This window comes from Streptococcus oralis, assembly GCF_003943825.1.
Taxonomy (GTDB): Bacteria; Bacillota; Bacilli; order Lactobacillales; family Streptococcaceae; genus Streptococcus; species Streptococcus oralis_CD.
This window is the reverse complement of sequence record NZ_RJNJ01000001.1, coordinates 54224-72053: the sequence shown is the minus strand read 5'-3', so window position 1 is coordinate 72053 and position 17830 is coordinate 54224. Positions and strand designations below refer to the sequence as shown.

Sequence of the window (17830 nt, the reverse complement as noted above, 5' to 3'; positions counted from 1 at the left end):
CCCCAAGTCATAAAAAAGCCACCTGATTGGGTGACTTCTTTAGGAGATTATGATGAAAAAGAAAAGTTTGGGATTTCATTAAATAAAGGGTACTCAATGAAAATCGAAATCAGACTAGGCAGATAGGCGCAAGCATAACTATAGTTAGCTAAGTCGACTCTAACGAAGGTTGATGAGATTTTCGAAGAGTATTAGGAGGTCTTTATTTAATAACTATATGATACAAGAGGATACTTAAACTTTACTTAAGAAAAAATATTTTTTTATCTTTTTCGATCCACCCAAATCATTCCTGTACAGTCATAAGTAGATAAGGTTTCAAATCCCAGAGATCGATAGAATCCCAAGGTTTTTTCTGTCTGATCGGTCACTAGTTGGACTTGATAGGCATCTTTGAAGTCACCTAAAGCCTCTTTCATCAAGTTGCTACCAATCCCTTGGCGCTGATAGCTAGGCAAAACGATCAAATCCTGGACAAAAATCGATGAAAAACCATCTCCGACTAAACGGACCAAGCCCACCACGGCATCACCATCAAGTGCCAGATAAATTGCTAAGGAGTGAGACAAGGCTTTCTTCAACATCTGAGGTTGATGTGTATAATTTGTCCATCCAACTGCCTGATAGAGATGCAAAACATCCTCTAGCTTAACAATTTCTTGCATTCTAATAGTCATCATCTCAATACCTCTCAGAATTCTCTCAAGCTCTTGTACTGCCGTCCATTTTTATCAAAATTTTCAGGAGCCAGCCATGCTTCCAAACGAGCTTTAACTTGAGGCCAGTCCTTATCAATCATAGAGAGCCAATCCGTATCACGTGTACGTCCCTTATAAACGACTGCCTGACGGAAGGTCCCTTCATAGACAAAGCCCAAACGTTCCGCAGCTCGTCTGGATGGCAAATTTAGAGCGTCGCATTTCCACTCATAGCGACGATAGTTGAGCTCCTCAAAAACATAGCGAGCTAGGAGATATTGAGCCTCTGTCCCCATCCTCGTCCCCTTAAGTGCTGGTGAAAAAGTGACAGCTCCCACTTCTATTACTCGGTTATTCTGATCAATTCGCATGAGAGAAAAAGTTCCCAAAGCCTTACCAGTTGCCTTGTCTATAATCGCATAGTAAAAACGGTCCTTACGAGCCAACATCTGATTTAAGACGGTAACCAGTTCTTCCATATCTGCCACTGGTTCCTGAAAGAGGTAGGTCCACATCTCCCGAGGTGTATCTGGACCATAAACAGCTAATAAATTCTCCGCATGCTTTTCCACCGAGAGCGCCTCGATTCGAGCATAACGTCCTTCTAAAAAATCAATGGAAGGCAATTCACCTGAAGTATAACCTTCCATTGACTCACCAATCATCTGACCATATTCATTTACTGGCATCGTTTTTCTCCTTGTTTTACGCTGAAAATACTATATCATAATTTGCTCTATATGGAAACTAGCACTCTCCCCAAACTTCATCCTCAACACTACATTAGTGATTCGTTTTCTTTCTTTTATCTTCTAAGGCTTGATTAATTCGTTGGGCGAGCTTGTGAGTTTGCCAGATCTGGTACAACCATATCAGTCCATAAATTAATAAGAAAAAGAACCAAAGCAAGGGACTCAACAATGCTGAACCCCAGCCAAAAAATAGGTAGGTCAATACTAAAATAGTAGCTGTCGCTAACAAATGAACTCCTACACGCATACTATAAGCAAGAAACTCTAGCCTTTCAAGGATTAAGGTCAATACCCCCATAATTCCACTCATCAAAAACAAAGCTAGAATATTTTTTGTCGTTGGTGCAGGATAGGTAATACCTGAATAAAACTGAGCCAATAACACCAAACTCAAATAAACAAAGGAGGCCGTACGCATTCCCGATACAAAATAAGCAATCAATCGCTTCATGATTTTCTCCTATAAACCTAGATAATCCATTAAGGACTTAACGTATTTCCGACTCACACTCGATTTGAGACCCCGAGTCATCTTAGCCATCATGTTCCCTGAAAAGCTATCCGATAATGACTCTAAATGGTCAATGTTTATAACTGAATGACGTGATATCTGTATAAAGTTACGTCGATTAATTCGATTCTGAAAGTTTGTCAATGTTTCCTTAGTTTTATAAATCCCATCTACCGTATAAATGGTCAACAAATTCTTATCGATATCTACTAGAATAAGATCCTCAATTTTCACCATAACCAGATGATCATCCGTTCGAATAGGAATAACCACATGATTAGTCGTTGAAAATTGTTCTAAATACTCCATGACCTCTCTTGCTTGGTCGGTTAACTGAGCTGCCTGAATTAAAATGTGTGGGTCTTTTTCTGAAAACTCTGTCTTCATTTCAAAACGAATCTTCATTTTCTCTCCAATACATCTTTATTTTCTCTTGCTAAACACTTTAACAAATAACATCCAAAGAAGAATAGCGACGAGACTGATAATAACCACTATAAAGTATGTTTCTTCCTTTGTCAATAGTTCTTGCCAGTTAATTTGAATTCCCATTTTTTCTTGAAATTCCTGTAACAGACTGTTATTTCCTGAAAATGCGATCTCTAACCGCTCTTTCATCAAGACTTGTCGATAGAGAGAAGCAATATAAGTTGCAGGGGTACATTTCATGAAAAGCTGTGCAGAATCAGGTAATACTCCAATGGGGATATAAGTTCCTACTAAAAATCCAGAAGCAGTTCCCACTATCGTTGCCAGTTTACCAAGGCTATCTACAGATTGAAAACGGTAAATCAAGAGAACATTTACCAGACTTGAAAGCAGACTGCTTAACAACATAATCAAAGCGATTTCCGGTAAATAGCTGATAACTGGGCTCTCTTTAAAATAAAAACTCATAACAGCATACATAAACACCTGCATGACAAAAGAAATGACAATACTACTGATTAGATAGGACGCCTGTAAGGCCCAGTTACCTAAATCTGTCAAGAAAAGATCTTGATCCACTTGATTTTCGCGGTCCTGAACCATTTGTTTAAGAGCCGTAAAACTGGTTGTCATCCCAGTCACAGCCAAGGTCCCACCCATCAGCCAGTTGTTTAAAAGGTTCGTACTATTAGGGAGTTGGGACCAAGAATCCGTCAAATTCTTCTGCAAAAAAATGATATAAAGGAGGAAGGAAATCAATGCCCCCAATAATGAGAAAAATACTCCCGAACGATTACGAAAATATAAGATAAAATTCCGTTTCAATAAAGCTAGCATTAGCGAACCTCTCTTCCTGTAAGTGCAATAAAGGCATCATCCATAGTGCCCGGACGAAACTCAAAAGAATCAATTTCTTCTCGAACTTTTGCCAAATATTCAATGGCTTCCTGTGACGTCCTTGGATAAAAAAGATATTCCAACTCATTTTCTTCCTCTACTGTCATTCCAGTCTGTAGCAATTTTTCTAGATCCTTCATTTCCTTAAAACGAATTTTTAGGATATTAGATGCATACTGGCTTTTAATAGCAGTCGCAGAACCTTGCGCAATCACTTTCCCATGATCAACGATATAGATCTGATCCGCTTCATCTGCTTCATCCAGATAATGAGTCGTTAAGATAATGGTCATCCCTTCATCCTTTTGTAGTCGATACAGTAGATCCCAGATGGATTTGCGAGTTTGAATATCAAGACCTGTCGTTGGTTCATCCAAGAAAAGAATATCTGGTCGCGAAAGAAGAGCACGCGCAATATCAACCCGACGTTTTTGCCCACCTGACAAAGTCCCATATAGTTGTTTCTGGAAAGCAGTCAAACCCAGTTGATGAATCAAATCATCCACACGACTTGCCGCAATCTCCTTATACTGTTGAGCACGAATCGTGAGATTTTCCCTAACCGTCAACATCTCATCCAGTACACTAGCTTGAAAAACCACCCCGATTTTCGTATTTGGCGCATATCGAATCTGACCTTGTGTCGGCTTTTTCAAACCGATTAACATGGAAATGGTGGTTGATTTCCCTGCACCATTGGGTCCCAAAATAGCATTGAAACTTCCTTTTTCAAACTCTAACTGAATATCATCGACAGCCATATGATTGCCGTACCGTTTAGTCAAATGTTTAGCTTGTAAAATCATATTTTCCCCTCCTCTTTACCTCACTAGTTTAACAAAAAGTATGAAAGAAAAATCGACTTTTGAGATAAGCAGTTAAAATGAAAGGCCAAGTGGTAAAATAATGGGGGTTAAATTAAAGTAGAGCAGGCTCGTTTTTCTCCTGTCGAATCACTAGAGGAAGTTTAAAATCACTTACAACCACACATTATATTTTTAAACATGTGCTATAAAAGAGGTGTTTTATAGCATCCGGCAGAAAAATCCAAGAGTCAATAGTATTGTTCTAGCTAAACCAAACAATAAAAAATGAATCAGAAATCATAGCACACACTCCCTTCTAGTAAAATGAAAATGCTGAATGGGGCAGGATTAAATTTGAAGTAAGCAAGTATGGTCCTGAATTTGAAACTGCCATTAACGATAAGTCTATCTATTAGGAAAGAAATCTTCAATACAAGCAAAAACAGCTCTTGTTATCCAAGAAGAGCTGTTCTATTTTATGAAAGAGAAAGCTACTAGTGCCCCTTGTGCTTCTCTCTACGTTTTTGCTGTTTGCGTTCAAATTTCTCTTGCTTGAGCAATTGCTTTTGGAGACTAGACTGTTGTTTTGAATGCTTTTTTTGTTCCTCAAACTGCAACTGTAAAAGTTCTTGTGACTTAGAAGAAACTTTCTGCTTCACCTGTTTCTTTACAGCTTGCTGCAGACGCTTCGGATTCTTAATCTTTACATGCTGTTTGACTGTTGCCTCTGGACTAAAAGATAACCGAACAAACTGAGTCTGTAAAAGTTTCAAAATTTCATCCTGTTTTGGTTCCTGACCAAATGTCACACGACAAACTTGATAAGTTCCCTCATACTCTTGTTCAAACAATCCATGCCAAAATCCATCTTCAAAATAAACTGTCAAGCCAATTGAAACGATTTCCACGACAGCACCTCCTTAAATCTATCCCTAAGAATGGACAACCAAGGAGGAAGGTTACTGATAGGCTTGCCTACGTCTGGACTACCAACCAGAACTGTGTTTTTATCTTAGTTGGGACTATTATAGCATAATCCAATTTAAAAATCCTCCAGATTCTACTCTGAAGGATTCCTATCTTATTTCACAACAATATTAACCAATTTAGTTGGCTTCAATAGTCCAGTGGACTATTGAAGGTGGCAAGATAGAGCTAATAAACTCGTTATTTAACGACGATATTAACGAGTTTATTAGGGACACTAATCACCTTCACGATTTCCTTACCGTCAATCTCCGCTTTGACTTTTTCGTCAGCCAGAGCAATTTCTTGCAATTCTTCGCGTGATAGGTCTTTAGCAACCATCAATTTGGCACGAACTTTTCCTTTGATTTGGACGACGATTTCGATTTCGTCTTCAACCAATTTACTTTCGTCCCAAGTTGGCCAAGCCACGTAAGAGATGGACTCACCTGTTGCTGTAACTGTTTGCCAGAGTTCTTCTGCCAAGTGAGGTGCAAATGGGGCAATCAATTGGATAAAGCCTTTGGCATAGTCCACATAGAGTTTGTCTTCCTTGTTGGCAGCGTTGACAAAGACCATAAGTTGGGCAATGGCTGTGTTGAATTTCATGGATTCGATTTGCTCAGTAACAGATTTGACTGTTTCATTGTAAACCTTGTCAAGAGCACCATTATTTTCCGCAACAATTTCTTTACTTGTAATCAAACGGTAAACACGGTCAAGGAATTTACGGCTTCCTTCCAAACCTTCTTCTGACCAAGCGATGGAAGCATCGAGTGGCCCCATGAACATTTCATAAACACGAAGGGTATCAGCACCGTATTGTTCCACTACGTCGTCTGGGTTAACAACATTCTTGAGGGATTTCGACATTTTGGCTGGTGCTTGCTCCAACTCTTCCCCTGTTTCCACATGGAAGAAGGATCCGTCACGTTTTTCAACCTTGTCAGTTGCCACAAGAGCCCCACGGTGGTCACGATAGCTTGTCCCCAAAATCATCCCTTGGTTAAAGAGTTTTTGGAATGGTTCTTTGGTTGGAACAACACCAAGGTCATAGAGGAATTTGTGCCAGAAACGAGCGTAAAGCAAGTGAAGAACGGCGTGTTCTGCACCACCCACGTAGATATCCACTGGCAACCATTGTTTGAGGAGATCCTCATCAGCCAATTTCTCAATGTTATGAGGGTCAATATAGCGGAGGTAGTACCAGCTTGAACCAGCCCATTGTGGCATGGTGTTGGTTTCACGACGACCTTTGACACCATCTTCACGCGTCACTTCAAGCCAGTCGGTCAAGTTAGCCAATGGACTCTCCCCTGTACCTGAAGGGCGAATGTCCTTGGTTACAGGCAGAACAAGTGGCAAGTCACTTTCAGGAACAGCTGTTGAAGTCCCATCTTCCCAATGAATGATTGGGATTGGCTCACCCCAGTAACGTTGACGGCTAAAGAGCCAGTCGCGGAGACGGTAGGTAACCTTCTCTTGTCCACAACCTTTCTCTTCCAACCAAGCCACAATTTTAGCAATAGCGTCTTCTTTGTTAAGGCCATCTAGGAAATCTGAATTAACATGAAGACCATCTTCAGTATAGGCAGTTTCTGCCACATTACCACCTTCAAGCACTTCTACGATTGGAAGACCAAACTGTTTGGCAAATTCCCAGTCACGTTGGTCATGGGCAGGCACGGCCATGACAGCACCTGTTCCATAACTAGCAAGAACATAGTCTGCAATCCAGATTGGGATTTCCTTGCCATTGACAGGGTTGATAGCATAAGCACCAGTCCAAACTCCTGTTTTTTCCTTGGCAAGGTCGGTACGAGCTAAGTCAGACTTGAGACTAGCTTGGTGTTTGTAGTCTGCAACTGCATCAGCTTGCTCTGGGCTTGTGATGGCGTCAACCAAGTCATGCTCAGGAGCCAAGACTGTGAAGGTCGCACCGAAAAGAGTATCAGGACGAGTGGTAAAGACGGTGAATTCCTTGTCAGTCCCTTTCACTTTGAAAGTTACATTGGCACCAGTTGATTTCCCAATCCAGTTGCGTTGCATATCCTTGATAGACTCTGGCCAATCCAACTCATCCAAGTCGTTAAGCAAGCGCTCTGCATAGGCCGTAATTTTGAGCATCCATTGGCGCATTGGTTTGCGGACAACGGGATAGCCACCACGTTCAGAAGTTCCGTCAGGAAGGACTTCTTCGTTAGCGATGGCTGTTCCCAACTCTTCAACCCAGTTTACTGGCACTTCCGCTTCATAGGCCAAGCCTTTTTCGTAAAGCTTAGTGAAAATCCACTGAGTCCACTTGTAGTAGTTTGGATCTGTTGTGTTAACTTCACGATCCCAGTCATAAGAGAATCCAAGCGCGTTGATTTGACGTTTGAAGTTGGCAATGTTTTCCGCTGTAAATTCTGCTGGGTCATTCCCCGTATCCATAGCGTATTGCTCAGCTGGCAAACCAAAGGCATCCCATCCCATTGGGTGAAGGACATTGTAGCCTTGCGCACGTTTGTAACGGCTGAGGATATCGGTTGCAGTGTAGCCTTCTGGGTGTCCTACGTGCAGACCCGCTCCAGACGGATATGGGAACATATCGAGAGCATAAAACTTCGGTTTTGATGCATCTGTTCCTGTCTTAAATGTATGATGTTTCGCCCAGTAGCCCTGCCACTTAGGCTCAATTTCTTTATGATTGTAAAAACTCATGGTCTCTCTCCAATTTTGTGATGTTACTATTATACCATTTTTGGGGGAATTTGAAAGACGAGAAATGTTCTTTTAGACTTGGATAACAAGAAATACTGAGTCGCAAATCCAACTTATTTAACAGGAAAAAAATTAGCTCCCACTTGGAGCTAACTTCTATCAATTTTTTATTTCTTGCATCTTCTCACGTCCGAGCTCTCGATAGCTACGGTCACCAACAACTTCTACGCTAAACTGACCGTCCTCATATTCAAGAATCGTCACGCTACCATTATCTAAACCATGCGGATGCATGCCGTTGATCAGGTAAACAATGGTCCCAATAGTCATTCCATGACTCACGACGAGAGCATTGCCCCCACCTTGTTCTTCCATTTCTTTGGCAATCGCTTCAAAGCCTTCCTTGATTCGACCACTGAGTTTTTCCCAACCTTCAGCCCAGCCTGCTGTATCGACCTCAACTAGACCTTCTGCTAGCTCTGCATAGGACAACTGATGAACATGGTCTACATTGAAAATTCTCGGAATCAAGCCCATAAAGAGGTCCCCATCATAGGCCCCATCAAAACTACCAAAGCACCACTCTCTGATGCGCTTGTCCATGCGGTAAGGGATTTTCCCCTGCAAGCCAAGTTCTTCTAGGATAATTCCCATAGTTTGAATGGTGCGCCCTGAATCACTGGAATAAGCGCGGTCAAATTGTAAACCAGACTCTCTCAAGCCAATTCCCAGTTCATGGATTCCCAACTCACCTTCTGCAGTCAAAGGTGTATCACTCCATCCTTGAGCACGTCCAATGGTGTTAAACATCGTTTTCCCATGACGGACCAAGTACAATCTTACTTTAGACATTTTCTATCCTCCATTTTCTTCTATTATATCATGGATCAAAGAAATATTTGGCTTTCAAAAGCAAAGCCAACATTTGTAAATTATCCAAAAGAAAAGCTACCCTCATGGTAGCTTCCCTAGGAGATTATTATGAAAAAGTTTAGGATTTCTATTAAATAAAGTTAGGAGGTCTTTATTTAATGATTATAGTATACACAGTCATCCTTAAACTCAACTTAAATCCTCTCGCTTTTTTATTAATTTTTAAAACTATGGATTGGAGCTGGGATTTGCCCACCGCGAGAGATGAAATCAACAGACGAAGCCCCGTTGACCTTCATAACTGGAGCTGTCCCTAGCAAACCACCAAACTCAATCATATCGCCTTCTTTGCCCTTTGGAATAATACGGACAGCCGTTGTTTTCATGTTAATCACACCAATGGCCGCCTCATCCGCAATCATAGCTGCAATGGTTTCAGCAGGCGTATCTTCCGGAATGGCAATCATATCCAGTCCAACAGAACAGATAGCCGTCATGGCTTCTAGTTTCTCTAAATTCAGAGAGCCATCTTGCACCGCAGCAATCATCCCCTCATCTTCAGAAACGGGGATAAAAGCACCTGACAAGCCACCGACTTGGTTACAAGCCATCACTCCGCCCTTCTTAACTTGGTCATTCAAAAGAGCGAGGGCAGCCGTTGTCCCATGCGTACCAACTGTTTCTAGGCCCATTTCCTCAAGGACACGTGCCACAGAATCACCAACTGCAGGAGTTGGCGCCAAGCTTAGGTCTACAATCCCAAAGTCAACACCCAGTCTCTCGCTGGCCATCTGACCAACTAATTGACCGATACGAGTAATCTTGAAGGCCGTTTTCTTGACTGTTTCCGCTACTACATCAAAGCTCTGTCCACGAACTTTTTCCAAGGCACGCTTGACCACACCAGGACCTGAAACGCCAACATTGATGATAACATCTGCTTCCCCAACACCATGGAAAGCCCCTGCCATAAAAGGATTGTCCTCAACAGCATTAGCAAATACGACCAACTTGGCCGCACCCATATCTGACAGTGCAGCTGTTTCCTTGATGATACGTCCCATATCAGCGACCGCAGTCATGTTGATACCTGACTTGGTCGAGCCGATATTGACGGACGAACAAACCTTGTCTGTCTCAGCTAGAGCGCGTGGGATAGAATTGATGAGAATTTCATCTCCTTTTTGGTAGCCTTTTTGTACCAAAGCTGAGAATCCACCAATAAAGTCAACACCGATCTCCTTAGCAGCCCTATCAAGAGCCTTTGCCAAAACAAGATAGTCTGTCGCATCAGTCGCAGCACCAATTAAAGAAATCGGAGTCACCGATACCCGTTTATTAACAATAGGAATCCCTAGTTCCGCAGCAATTTCATCTCCTACAGCCACTAGATTTGCAGCTTTAGTGGTGACTTTTTGGTAAATCTTTTCAGCAGCACGATTGATATCTGGATCAATACAGTCCAAAAGGGAAATCCCCATGGTGATGGTTCTGATATCGAAGTTCTGCTCCTCGATCATGGCAATGGTTTCTGTAACTTGTCTAATATCCATATCCACCTCCTAGATATTATACATAGCGTCAAAAATCGCCGCACTTTGAATATTGATTTTGACATTCAAGGCCTGACCGAAAGTTTCAAACTCATTTCGTAGATAAGTGAAATCCTGTTTTTCGTCACTAGAAACGACCGCCATCATAGTAAAGTATTCATCCAACACCGTCTGAGAAATATCGTCAATATTCAAACCCAAGTCTGCAATCTTAGTAGACACGCCTGCAACAATCCCAGCCTTATCCTTACCAACCACTGTAATAATAGCCTTCATCCTTATACCCCATTTCTACGATTTTTAGAAAAACTGAACGTTTTTGATTTTCTTTTTCCCTAGTATAGCATATTTCCATAGAAAATACTAAAAAACGCCTGCTTACGAAGTTGTTCTTAAGAAAAAAACAATTTCGTAAACAAGCGTCTACCCTATCAAATGATGATGAGTGTTCCCGCTAGGACTGAAGTCCCAGCGGTAGACCAGAGCTAGACTAAGAGCACAAGACTCCATCATCATAACACTCAACAAAATTGATGATTTTATACTAATTCGATGATCGCCATTGGCGCAGCATCACCACGACGTGGTTCAGTTTTAAGGATACGAGTGTATCCACCGTTACGTTCAGCATAACGAGGTGCGATTTCTGAGAACAATTTTTGAAGTGCTGTAGTAGAAGTGTACTTATCAGTTGCTTCATCATAGTTTTCAGATGCGATTTCATTACGTACGAAAGCAGCTGCTTGACGACGTGCATGCAAATCACCACGTTTACCTAGAGTAATCATTTTTTCAACAGTTTTACGGATTTCTTTAGCACGAGCTTCAGTTGTTACGATTGATTCGTTGATCAAAAGGTCAGTTGTCAAATCGCGAAGCATTGCTTTACGTTGTGAGCTAGTGCGTCCTAGTTTACGGTAAGCCATGTATTCCTCCTTTATTTATCTTTTAATCCAAGACCCAAGTCAATGAGTTTGAGTTTCACTTCTTCCAAACTCTTGCGTCCAAGATTTCGTACTTTCATCATCTCTGCTTCAGATTTTTCTGTCAAATCATGCACAGTATTGATACCGGCACGTTTCAAACAGTTGTATGAACGCACAGACAAGTCCAGTTCCTCAATCGTACGATCCAAAATACGATCGTCAGATTCAGTATCAGCTTCTTTCATCACTTCAGTTGACTTAGCAATCTCAGTAAGATTTGTAAACAAATCAAGATGTTCTGTCAAGATACGTGCTGAAAGCCCTAAAGCATCTTCTGGAATAATTGTTCCATTAGTCAAGATTTCAAGGGTTAATTTGTCAAATCCATCATTGCTACCTACACGAGCAGGCTCTACTTGATAGTTGACTTTTGTAACTGGTGTATAAATAGAATCTACAGCAAGTGTTCCAACTGGTGCATTATCTTTTTTGTTTTCATCAGCAGGTACATATCCACGACCACTGTTAACAGTCATTGTCGCTTTTAGAGAAGAACCTTCACCGATTGTAAAGAGATAATGATCTGGATTTACAATCTCAATATCACTGTCAGTCAAAATGTCTCCAGCTGTAATTTCAGCAGGACCTTCAACGTCCAGTTCAATGATTTTTTCGTCTTCAACGTATGATTTCACTGCAATCCCTTTAATGTTCAGAATGATTTGCATCACGTCTTCACGAACACCTGGAACTGTGTCGAACTCATGCAAGACACCTTCAATGTTGATAGATGTCACTGCTGCTCCTGGTAGAGAAGCTAGTAGTACACGACGAAGAGAGTTACCAAGAGTTGTACCGTAGCCACGTTCAAGTGGTTCGATTGCAAACTTGCCATAATCTTTATTTTCATCAATTTTTGTTATATTTGGTTTTTCAAACTCAATCATTTAGTTACTCCCTCTTAAACGAAAAGCAGTGTAATGCGATGATTATACACGGCGACGTTTTGGAGGACGAGCACCATTGTGTGGCACTGGAGTCACATCACGAATTGCTGTTACTTCAAGACCAGCGGCAGCAAGCGCACGAATAGCTGACTCACGACCAGAACCTGGACCTTTTACAGTAACTTCAACTGATTTAAGACCGTGTTCTTGTGCAGATTTAGCAGCAGCTTCAGAAGCCATTTGAGCAGCGAATGGTGTAGATTTACGAGAACCTTTGAAACCAAGAGCACCAGCTGATGACCAAGCAATTGCATTACCATGCACATCAGTAATCATAACAATAGTGTTATTAAATGTAGCGTGAATATGAGCAATACCAGATTCGATATTCTTTTTCACACGACGTTTACGTGTTGGTTTAGCCAAGACTTTTACCTCCTATATTATTTTTTCTTACCAGCAATCGCAACAGCTTTACCTTTACGAGTGCGAGCGTTGTTTTTAGTGTTTTGTCCACGGACAGGAAGTCCACGACGGTGACGAATACCACGGTAAGAACCGATTTCCATCAAACGTTTGATGTTCAAGTTTACTTCACGACGAAGGTCACCTTCAACTTTGATTGCATCCACTTCACGACGGATAGCATCCTCTTGATCTGATGTAAGGTCACGTACACGAACATCTTCTGAGATTCCAGCAGCAGCCAAAATTTTCTTAGATGTTGCAAGTCCGATACCATAAACGTAAGTCAATGAGATTACTACGCGTTTGTCATTTGGAATGTCAACTCCAGCAATACGAGCCATTTTTTCTCCTTTCTATCTTATCCTTGACGTTGTTTGTGTTTTGGATTTGCTGGGCAAATTACCATAACACGACCATTACGACGAATTACTTTACAGTATTCGCAAATTGGTTTGACCGATGGTCTTACTTTCATTTCTTATCCCTCCAAGTTTTTCGATTATTTAAAGCGGTAAGTGATACGTCCACGTGTCAAGTCATATGGACTCATCTCGACAGTAACACGATCTCCCGCTAAAATACGAATATAGTTTTTACGAATTTTACCAGAAACTGTTGCTAAAATCTGATGTCCATTTTCAAGTTCAACCGTAAACATTGCGTTAGGCATTGTATCGACTACTTTGCCTTCAACTTCAATCACATCGTCTTTTGCCACGCAAAAGCACCTCCATAAATTTCGATTCGATGCCTCTGAAAACAGAGACAACAATTATAAGTCAGACTATCTCAGTATAACATTTGTAGCGATTTTTTGCAAGTGTGAAAAACGCTTTATTTCAAATTTGTCAATACTTTTTCGATGTCTTTGAACACATCATTGATATCTTGATTTCCTTCGATATCGTGGACCAATCCTTTGGCACGGTAGTGAGCAATGATTGGTTCACCTTGGGCGATATTCACATCCAAACGACGCTTCACTGTCTCAGGTTTATCATCTTCACGTTGGTAATAATCTTCCTCTTTATAGTCAACTGGTGGGTTGAAAACTTTGTGGAAGGTTTCACCTGTTTCGCGGTGGATGATACGACCACTCAAACGTTCCAAGAGACAATCTGGATTCACTTCGATATTGATCACGCCTTCTAGTTCGATACCAAGTTCCGCCAATGTTTTGTCCAAGGCATGAGCTTGTTCAATCGTACGTGGGTAACCATCCAACAAGAAACCTGTTTCTTTGATGTCGTCCTGAGAAAGGCGTTCTTTAACAATTCCATTTGTAACTTCATCCGGAACCAACTCACCTTTGTCAATATATGACTTGGCAAGTACACCCATTTCAGTTTGATTAGCCATAGCAGCACGGAACATATCTCCAGTTGAAATGTGTGCCACGTGGAATTGCTCCACAATTTTAGCTGCTTGCGTTCCCTTACCTGCTCCAGGTAAGCCCATAATCAAAAGATTCATGATAGGATCTCCTTATTTTGTATTTAAATAGAAGCAGAAATTCGTTTCAACCCCTATTTAAAAACAAAATAGAAGAGGGGAGACGAAAATCTCTCTGATAGATAGACCTTCATACTCCACTCTCTAAGCAAAAGTAATCTTGCTTTTATTCTGTTTTGTCCATGAAACCAACATACTTACGTTTCAATAGGTAACCTTCTAGCTGTTTGATTCCTTCGATACCAGTTGAGATAATGATCAAAAGACTAGTTCCCCCAAAAGCAACAGCTTCTGAAAGACCAAAGACATCTTTTGCCACAATCGGCAAGATTGAAATCACACCAAGGAAGATTGATCCGACAGTCGCAAGGCGACGAAGAAGTTTCGACATGAATTCTTCAGTACCCTTACCAGGACGGACACCATGAATGTAGGCTCCACTCTTTTGCAAGTTTTCTGCTGCTTTCTCTGGATTGATCTGTACAAATGTATAGAAGAATGTAAAGAGAATGATCAACAAGGCATACATGGCAACACCTGTTGGAGATGTTGTAGATAACATTTCCTGTGCTGTACGTACCCAAGCCCAATCATGACCTGTAGCACTCAAAAATTGAAGAATGGCTGCAGGTGCTGCTGTGATGGAACTTGCAAAGATAACTGGGATAACCCCCGCTGGGTTTACCTTCAAAGGAAGGTATGAGCTTGATGGGGCTCCTTGAGCAACTTTTGTATATTGGATTGGAATTTTATATTCTGCCTGTTGAACAAAGGTTGTAAAGTATACAATCAACAAGACAGCGATAATCAAAATAACGACAAAGATAATAGATGAAGTCAAACGGCTACTTGGAATATTGACGAAGTAGTCAACATAGATTCCTTTAATCATCTCAGGGATTGAAGCGACAATACCTGCAAAGATGATCATAGAAACACCGTTTCCGTATCCCTTATCTGTAATTTGTTCCCCGAGCCAAGTTACAATCATACTACCTGCTGTGAGGATAATACCGATAGTAACAAAGACTTGTGGTGTTAAAGCTGTCGTTAATAATTTTGCTCCAGAAAGAGTGTTAAATCCTGCTGTAATCCCGATAGATTGAACAAATGCAAGCACAAGTGCAATATAACGAGTAGCTTGGTTTAGTTTTCTCCGTCCTACTTCCCCTTGTTTGCCCCATTCTACAAACTTCGGTAAAATATCCATTTGTAGCAATTGAACAACGATTGAAGCAGTGATATACGGACTTACTCCGAGTGCAAAAACGGAGAAGTTCTTCATGGCATTCCCTGAAACAAGACTAAGCATGTTCAAGAAAGATAAACCACTGAGAGCTTCTAAACTTTTCGCATTCACACCTGGAACTGTAATACTTGTCCCAATACGGAAAACAAGAATGATAAAAATCGTAAAAAGAATTTTTGATCGAACTTGTTTAACCTTGAGCGCTTCTTTTAGTAATTTAAAAAACATGGGTCACCTCTCTTAGATGACTTCTACAGAACCACCTTTAGCAGTGATAGCTTCCTCAGCTGATTTAGAGAATTTAGCTGCTTTCACAGTCAATTTCTTAGTCAACTCACCGTTACCAAGAATTTTAACTCCTGATTTTTCAGCTTTCACAATTCCTGCTTCGATAAGTACAACTGGAGTTACTTCTGCACCGTCTTCAAAGACGTTCAATTGGTCAAGGTTTACAATTGCATATTCTTTAGCGTTGATGTTAGTGAATCCGCGTTTTGGAAGACGACGGAACAATGGAGTTTGTCCACCTTCAAAACCAAGGCGAACTCCGCCACCGCTACGAGCTTTTTGACCTTTTTGACCGCGACCAGATGTTTTACCGTTACCTGATGAAGTACCACGACCAACACGGTTACGTACTTTACGAGAACCTTCTGCAGGTTTCAATTCATGAAGTTTCATTATTATTTTCTCCTCTTTTGTAAAATGCTAGCGCCGATAAGAGAGAAAAGGTTGTCTCCCTTATCAACTCGCCTATACATCGTCATCTAAGATGACTATACCTAGTTTTAGGGGATGAGTATTGCCACATCCCCTAAAAATTCATTAGTTTACTTCTTCAACTGTTACCAAGTGAGATACTGCAGTGATCATACCACGGATAGCAGCGTTGTCTTCTTTGATAACAGAGCTGTTCAATTTGCCAAGTCCAAGTGCTACAACAGTTTTACGTTGTGATGGAATGCGTCCGATTGGAGACTTAGTCAAAGTAATTTTAATTTGAGCCATTTTATCCCCTTTCTTATGCCAAATCAGAAACTGAAATACCACGAAGGGCAGCAACTTCTTCAGCGCGTTTCAATTGTTTCAAACCTTCAACAGTTGCGCGAACAATGTTGATTGGAGTGTTAGAACCAAGTGATTTAGATGTAATATCTGCCACACCTGCCAATTCCACAACGGCACGAACTGCACCACCAGCGGCAACTCCAGAACCTTCTACAGCAGGTTTCAACAATACTTTAGCTCCACCGAATTCTGAAAGAACTTCGTGTGGGATTGTTGTCCCAACCATAGGAACTTCAATCAAGTTTTTCTTAGCATCTTCTACTGCTTTGCGGATTGCTTCTGGAACTTCTTGAGCTTTACCAGTACCAAATCCTACGCGACCGTTGTGGTCACCAACAACAACAAGAGCTGCGAAACGAAGACGACGTCCACCTTTAACAACTTTTGTAACACGGTTGACAGCAACTACGCGTTCTTCTAATTCAACTGCATTGTCTTTAAATGCCATTTTTTAGTGTCCTCCTATTAGAATTTCAATCCGTTTTCACGAGCTGCATCAGCCAAAGCTTTCACACGTCCGTGATATAGATATCCACCGCGGTCGAACACCACTTCTGAAATACCTTTAGCGTTTGCACGTTCTGCAACGAGTTTACCGACAGCAACGGCTTGTTCAGTTTTAGTTCCTTTTGAAACTTCTTTGTCAAGAGTTGAAGCACTTGCGAGCGTTACACCCGCTACGTCATCAATCACTTGAGCGTAGATGCCTGTATTAGAACGGAATACGTTCAAACGTGGGCGATCAGCAGTTCCAGAGAGTTTTCCGCGAACGCGACGGTGGCGTTTTTGGCGGAGTTTGTTTTTATCTGGTTTAGAAATCACAGTTTTCACCTCTTTAGTTTTAAATCGTGTGCTATGCACTAAGTTGGAAAATAGGTTGGTGGTTAAAAATCAACCACTCAACATTATTTACCTGTTTTACCTTCTTTACGGCGAACGAATTCACCAACGTAACGGATACCTTTACCTTTATATGGTTCTGGTGAACGAAGGCTACGTACGTAAGCAGCTGTTTGACCAACTACTTCCTTTGAAATTCCGCTAACAACGATTGTTGTTGGGTTTGGAAGTTCAAAAGTAATTCCTTCTGGAGCTTCAACTTCGTCTGGATGAGATTTACCAACAGCCAAAACAAGTTTTTTACCTTGAAGTTGTGCACGGTAACCAACCCCACGCATTTCAAGTTCTTTCTTGAATCCTTCTGATACACCAATTACCATGTTGTTCAAAAGAGCACGAGTAGTTCCGTGGATTGTTTTCATTTCTTTTGAATCGTTTGGACGGTGAAGAGTTACTTCAGTACCTTCCACACGAATTTCAATATCTTTTGAGAACTCACGAGTAAGTTCTCCTTTAGGTCCTTTTACAGTTACAACGTTGTCATTGTTAGTGATTTCGACACCAGCAGGCAACACGATAACTTTATTACCAATACGTGACATGTTTATTTTCTCCTGTTAGATTGTCAGGCCAGAACGGCCAGTTTTCACGGGGGGTTAAATCGATTTCTCAATTTAAAGGAACATTTAGGT

The 17830-nt window shown here is 41.1% G+C and carries 24 protein-coding genes; all 24 read right to left on the bottom strand.

From position 1 onward, the window contains the following. Positions 1-263: 263 nt before the first annotated feature. A complete protein-coding gene (locus tag D8863_RS00435) occupies positions 264-680 on the bottom strand; it encodes a GNAT family N-acetyltransferase (protein WP_125440765.1) in 417 nt (138 codons plus the stop codon). A gap of 11 nt (positions 681-691) precedes the next feature. After that, positions 692-1387, bottom strand: coding sequence for a GNAT family N-acetyltransferase (locus D8863_RS00430; RefSeq protein WP_125440764.1), 696 nt, complete (start codon positions 1385-1387; stop codon positions 692-694). A gap of 94 nt (positions 1388-1481) precedes the next feature. Beyond that, on the bottom strand, positions 1482-1901 hold the full coding sequence (locus D8863_RS00425) for a DUF3021 domain-containing protein (RefSeq protein WP_000825485.1): 420 nt from the start codon (positions 1899-1901) through the stop codon (positions 1482-1484). Between the two features lie 9 nt (positions 1902-1910). Beyond that, positions 1911-2366, bottom strand: a complete 456-nt coding sequence (locus tag D8863_RS00420) for a LytTR family DNA-binding domain-containing protein (RefSeq protein WP_000701934.1) — start codon at positions 2364-2366, stop codon at positions 1911-1913. An 18-nt stretch (positions 2367-2384) separates the two neighbouring features. Continuing rightward, positions 2385-3227 carry an ABC transporter permease gene (locus D8863_RS00415; RefSeq protein ID WP_000880495.1) on the bottom strand — a complete coding sequence of 281 codons (843 nt, stop codon included), beginning with the start codon at positions 3225-3227 and terminating at the stop codon, positions 2385-2387. Continuing rightward, positions 3227-4093, bottom strand: a complete 867-nt coding sequence (locus D8863_RS00410; protein ID WP_084872443.1) for an ABC transporter ATP-binding protein — start codon at positions 4091-4093, stop codon at positions 3227-3229. Before D8863_RS00410 ends, D8863_RS00415 begins: the two co-directional genes overlap by 1 nt. A 494-nt stretch (positions 4094-4587) precedes the next feature. Continuing rightward, complete coding sequence (locus D8863_RS00405) at positions 4588-5001, bottom strand: YjdF family protein (RefSeq protein WP_125440763.1); 414 nt, start codon at positions 4999-5001, stop codon at positions 4588-4590. Between the two features lie 259 nt (positions 5002-5260). Then, a complete protein-coding gene (gene leuS, locus D8863_RS00400; RefSeq protein ID WP_125440762.1) occupies positions 5261-7762 on the bottom strand; it encodes a leucine--tRNA ligase in 2502 nt (833 codons plus the stop codon). Positions 7763-7921: 159 nt separating this feature from the next. Next, the gene (locus tag D8863_RS00395; RefSeq protein WP_125440761.1) at positions 7922-8614 is read right to left on the bottom strand and encodes a histidine phosphatase family protein; all 693 of its coding nucleotides are present in this window, start codon (positions 8612-8614) and stop codon (positions 7922-7924) included. 236 nt (positions 8615-8850) lie between these two features. Continuing rightward, positions 8851-10188 carry a PFL family protein gene (locus tag D8863_RS00390; protein ID WP_125440760.1) on the bottom strand — a complete coding sequence of 446 codons (1338 nt, stop codon included), beginning with the start codon at positions 10186-10188 and terminating at the stop codon, positions 8851-8853. A gap of 9 nt (positions 10189-10197) precedes the next feature. Continuing rightward, positions 10198-10464: an ACT domain-containing protein gene (locus tag D8863_RS00385; RefSeq protein ID WP_000644107.1), complete on the bottom strand. Its 267-nt coding sequence runs from the start codon at positions 10462-10464 to the stop codon at positions 10198-10200. A gap of 263 nt (positions 10465-10727) precedes the next feature. After that, the gene (rplQ, locus tag D8863_RS00380; protein ID WP_000331493.1) at positions 10728-11114 is read right to left on the bottom strand and encodes a 50S ribosomal protein L17; all 387 of its coding nucleotides are present in this window, start codon (positions 11112-11114) and stop codon (positions 10728-10730) included. An 11-nt stretch (positions 11115-11125) separates the two neighbouring features. Continuing rightward, on the bottom strand, positions 11126-12061 hold the full coding sequence (locus tag D8863_RS00375) for a DNA-directed RNA polymerase subunit alpha (RefSeq protein ID WP_125440759.1): 936 nt from the start codon (positions 12059-12061) through the stop codon (positions 11126-11128). 42 nt (positions 12062-12103) lie between these two features. Next, positions 12104-12487 (bottom strand): 30S ribosomal protein S11, encoded by a 384-nt coding sequence (gene rpsK / locus D8863_RS00370; RefSeq protein ID WP_001118385.1) that lies wholly within the window; start codon positions 12485-12487, stop codon positions 12104-12106. A gap of 17 nt (positions 12488-12504) precedes the next feature. Continuing rightward, the gene (gene rpsM, locus D8863_RS00365) at positions 12505-12870 is read right to left on the bottom strand and encodes a 30S ribosomal protein S13 (protein WP_000090781.1); all 366 of its coding nucleotides are present in this window, start codon (positions 12868-12870) and stop codon (positions 12505-12507) included. 17 nt (positions 12871-12887) lie between these two features. Then, the gene (rpmJ, locus tag D8863_RS00360; protein ID WP_001808836.1) at positions 12888-13004 is read right to left on the bottom strand and encodes a 50S ribosomal protein L36; all 117 of its coding nucleotides are present in this window, start codon (positions 13002-13004) and stop codon (positions 12888-12890) included. Between the two features lie 24 nt (positions 13005-13028). After that, on the bottom strand, positions 13029-13247 hold the full coding sequence (gene infA, locus D8863_RS00355) for a translation initiation factor IF-1 (protein WP_001029883.1): 219 nt from the start codon (positions 13245-13247) through the stop codon (positions 13029-13031). A gap of 116 nt (positions 13248-13363) precedes the next feature. Continuing rightward, positions 13364-14002 carry an adenylate kinase gene (locus D8863_RS00350; protein WP_001050433.1) on the bottom strand — a complete coding sequence of 213 codons (639 nt, stop codon included), beginning with the start codon at positions 14000-14002 and terminating at the stop codon, positions 13364-13366. Positions 14003-14147: 145 nt separating this feature from the next. Then, a complete protein-coding gene (gene secY / locus D8863_RS00345) occupies positions 14148-15458 on the bottom strand; it encodes a preprotein translocase subunit SecY (RefSeq protein ID WP_000465385.1) in 1311 nt (436 codons plus the stop codon). Between the two features lie 12 nt (positions 15459-15470). Continuing rightward, a complete protein-coding gene (gene rplO / locus D8863_RS00340) occupies positions 15471-15911 on the bottom strand; it encodes a 50S ribosomal protein L15 (RefSeq protein ID WP_000766089.1) in 441 nt (146 codons plus the stop codon). Between the two features lie 144 nt (positions 15912-16055). Beyond that, complete coding sequence (gene rpmD, locus D8863_RS00335; protein WP_000057241.1) at positions 16056-16238, bottom strand: 50S ribosomal protein L30; 183 nt, start codon at positions 16236-16238, stop codon at positions 16056-16058. 13 nt (positions 16239-16251) lie between these two features. Next, a complete protein-coding gene (rpsE, locus tag D8863_RS00330; RefSeq protein ID WP_000874204.1) occupies positions 16252-16746 on the bottom strand; it encodes a 30S ribosomal protein S5 in 495 nt (164 codons plus the stop codon). Positions 16747-16763: 17 nt separating this feature from the next. Then, complete coding sequence (gene rplR, locus D8863_RS00325) at positions 16764-17120, bottom strand: 50S ribosomal protein L18 (RefSeq protein WP_000624044.1); 357 nt, start codon at positions 17118-17120, stop codon at positions 16764-16766. 83 nt (positions 17121-17203) lie between these two features. Then, positions 17204-17740, bottom strand: coding sequence for a 50S ribosomal protein L6 (gene rplF, locus D8863_RS00320; RefSeq protein WP_000086623.1), 537 nt, complete (start codon positions 17738-17740; stop codon positions 17204-17206). Positions 17741-17830 lie beyond the last annotated feature (90 nt).

What these genes read in the sequence shown, in the direction of transcription:
- D8863_RS00385 (WP_000644107.1), bottom strand. Translation starts at nt 10,464, where the DNA reads ATGAAGGCTATTATTACAGTGGTTGGTAAGGATAAGGCTGGGATTGTT.
- D8863_RS00435 (WP_125440765.1), bottom strand. Translation starts at nt 680, where the DNA reads ATGATGACTATTAGAATGCAAGAAATTGTTAAGCTAGAGGATGTTTTG.
- D8863_RS00375 (WP_125440759.1), bottom strand. Translation starts at nt 12,061, where the DNA reads ATGATTGAGTTTGAAAAACCAAATATAACAAAAATTGATGAAAATAAA.
- D8863_RS00430 (WP_125440764.1), bottom strand. Translation starts at nt 1,387, where the DNA reads ATGCCAGTAAATGAATATGGTCAGATGATTGGTGAGTCAATGGAAGGT.
- rplF (WP_000086623.1), bottom strand. Translation starts at nt 17,740, where the DNA reads ATGTCACGTATTGGTAATAAAGTTATCGTGTTGCCTGCTGGTGTCGAA.
- D8863_RS00415 (WP_000880495.1), bottom strand. Translation starts at nt 3,227, where the DNA reads ATGCTAGCTTTATTGAAACGGAATTTTATCTTATATTTTCGTAATCGT.
- D8863_RS00350 (WP_001050433.1), bottom strand. Translation starts at nt 14,002, where the DNA reads ATGAATCTTTTGATTATGGGCTTACCTGGAGCAGGTAAGGGAACGCAA.
- rpsM (WP_000090781.1), bottom strand. Translation starts at nt 12,870, where the DNA reads ATGGCTCGTATTGCTGGAGTTGACATTCCAAATGACAAACGCGTAGTA.
- rplQ (WP_000331493.1), bottom strand. Translation starts at nt 11,114, where the DNA reads ATGGCTTACCGTAAACTAGGACGCACTAGCTCACAACGTAAAGCAATG.
- leuS (WP_125440762.1), bottom strand. Translation starts at nt 7,762, where the DNA reads ATGAGTTTTTACAATCATAAAGAAATTGAGCCTAAGTGGCAGGGCTAC.
- rpsE (WP_000874204.1), bottom strand. Translation starts at nt 16,746, where the DNA reads ATGGCATTTAAAGACAATGCAGTTGAATTAGAAGAACGCGTAGTTGCT.
- D8863_RS00395 (WP_125440761.1), bottom strand. Translation starts at nt 8,614, where the DNA reads ATGTCTAAAGTAAGATTGTACTTGGTCCGTCATGGGAAAACGATGTTT.
- rplO (WP_000766089.1), bottom strand. Translation starts at nt 15,911, where the DNA reads ATGAAACTTCATGAATTGAAACCTGCAGAAGGTTCTCGTAAAGTACGT.
- D8863_RS00410 (WP_084872443.1), bottom strand. Translation starts at nt 4,093, where the DNA reads ATGATTTTACAAGCTAAACATTTGACTAAACGGTACGGCAATCATATG.
- secY (WP_000465385.1), bottom strand. Translation starts at nt 15,458, where the DNA reads ATGTTTTTTAAATTACTAAAAGAAGCGCTCAAGGTTAAACAAGTTCGA.
- D8863_RS00420 (WP_000701934.1), bottom strand. Translation starts at nt 2,366, where the DNA reads ATGAAGATTCGTTTTGAAATGAAGACAGAGTTTTCAGAAAAAGACCCA.
- D8863_RS00390 (WP_125440760.1), bottom strand. Translation starts at nt 10,188, where the DNA reads ATGGATATTAGACAAGTTACAGAAACCATTGCCATGATCGAGGAGCAG.
- D8863_RS00425 (WP_000825485.1), bottom strand. Translation starts at nt 1,901, where the DNA reads ATGAAGCGATTGATTGCTTATTTTGTATCGGGAATGCGTACGGCCTCC.
- rpmJ (WP_001808836.1), bottom strand. Translation starts at nt 13,004, where the DNA reads ATGAAAGTAAGACCATCGGTCAAACCAATTTGCGAATACTGTAAAGTA.
- rpmD (WP_000057241.1), bottom strand. Translation starts at nt 16,238, where the DNA reads ATGGCTCAAATTAAAATTACTTTGACTAAGTCTCCAATCGGACGCATT.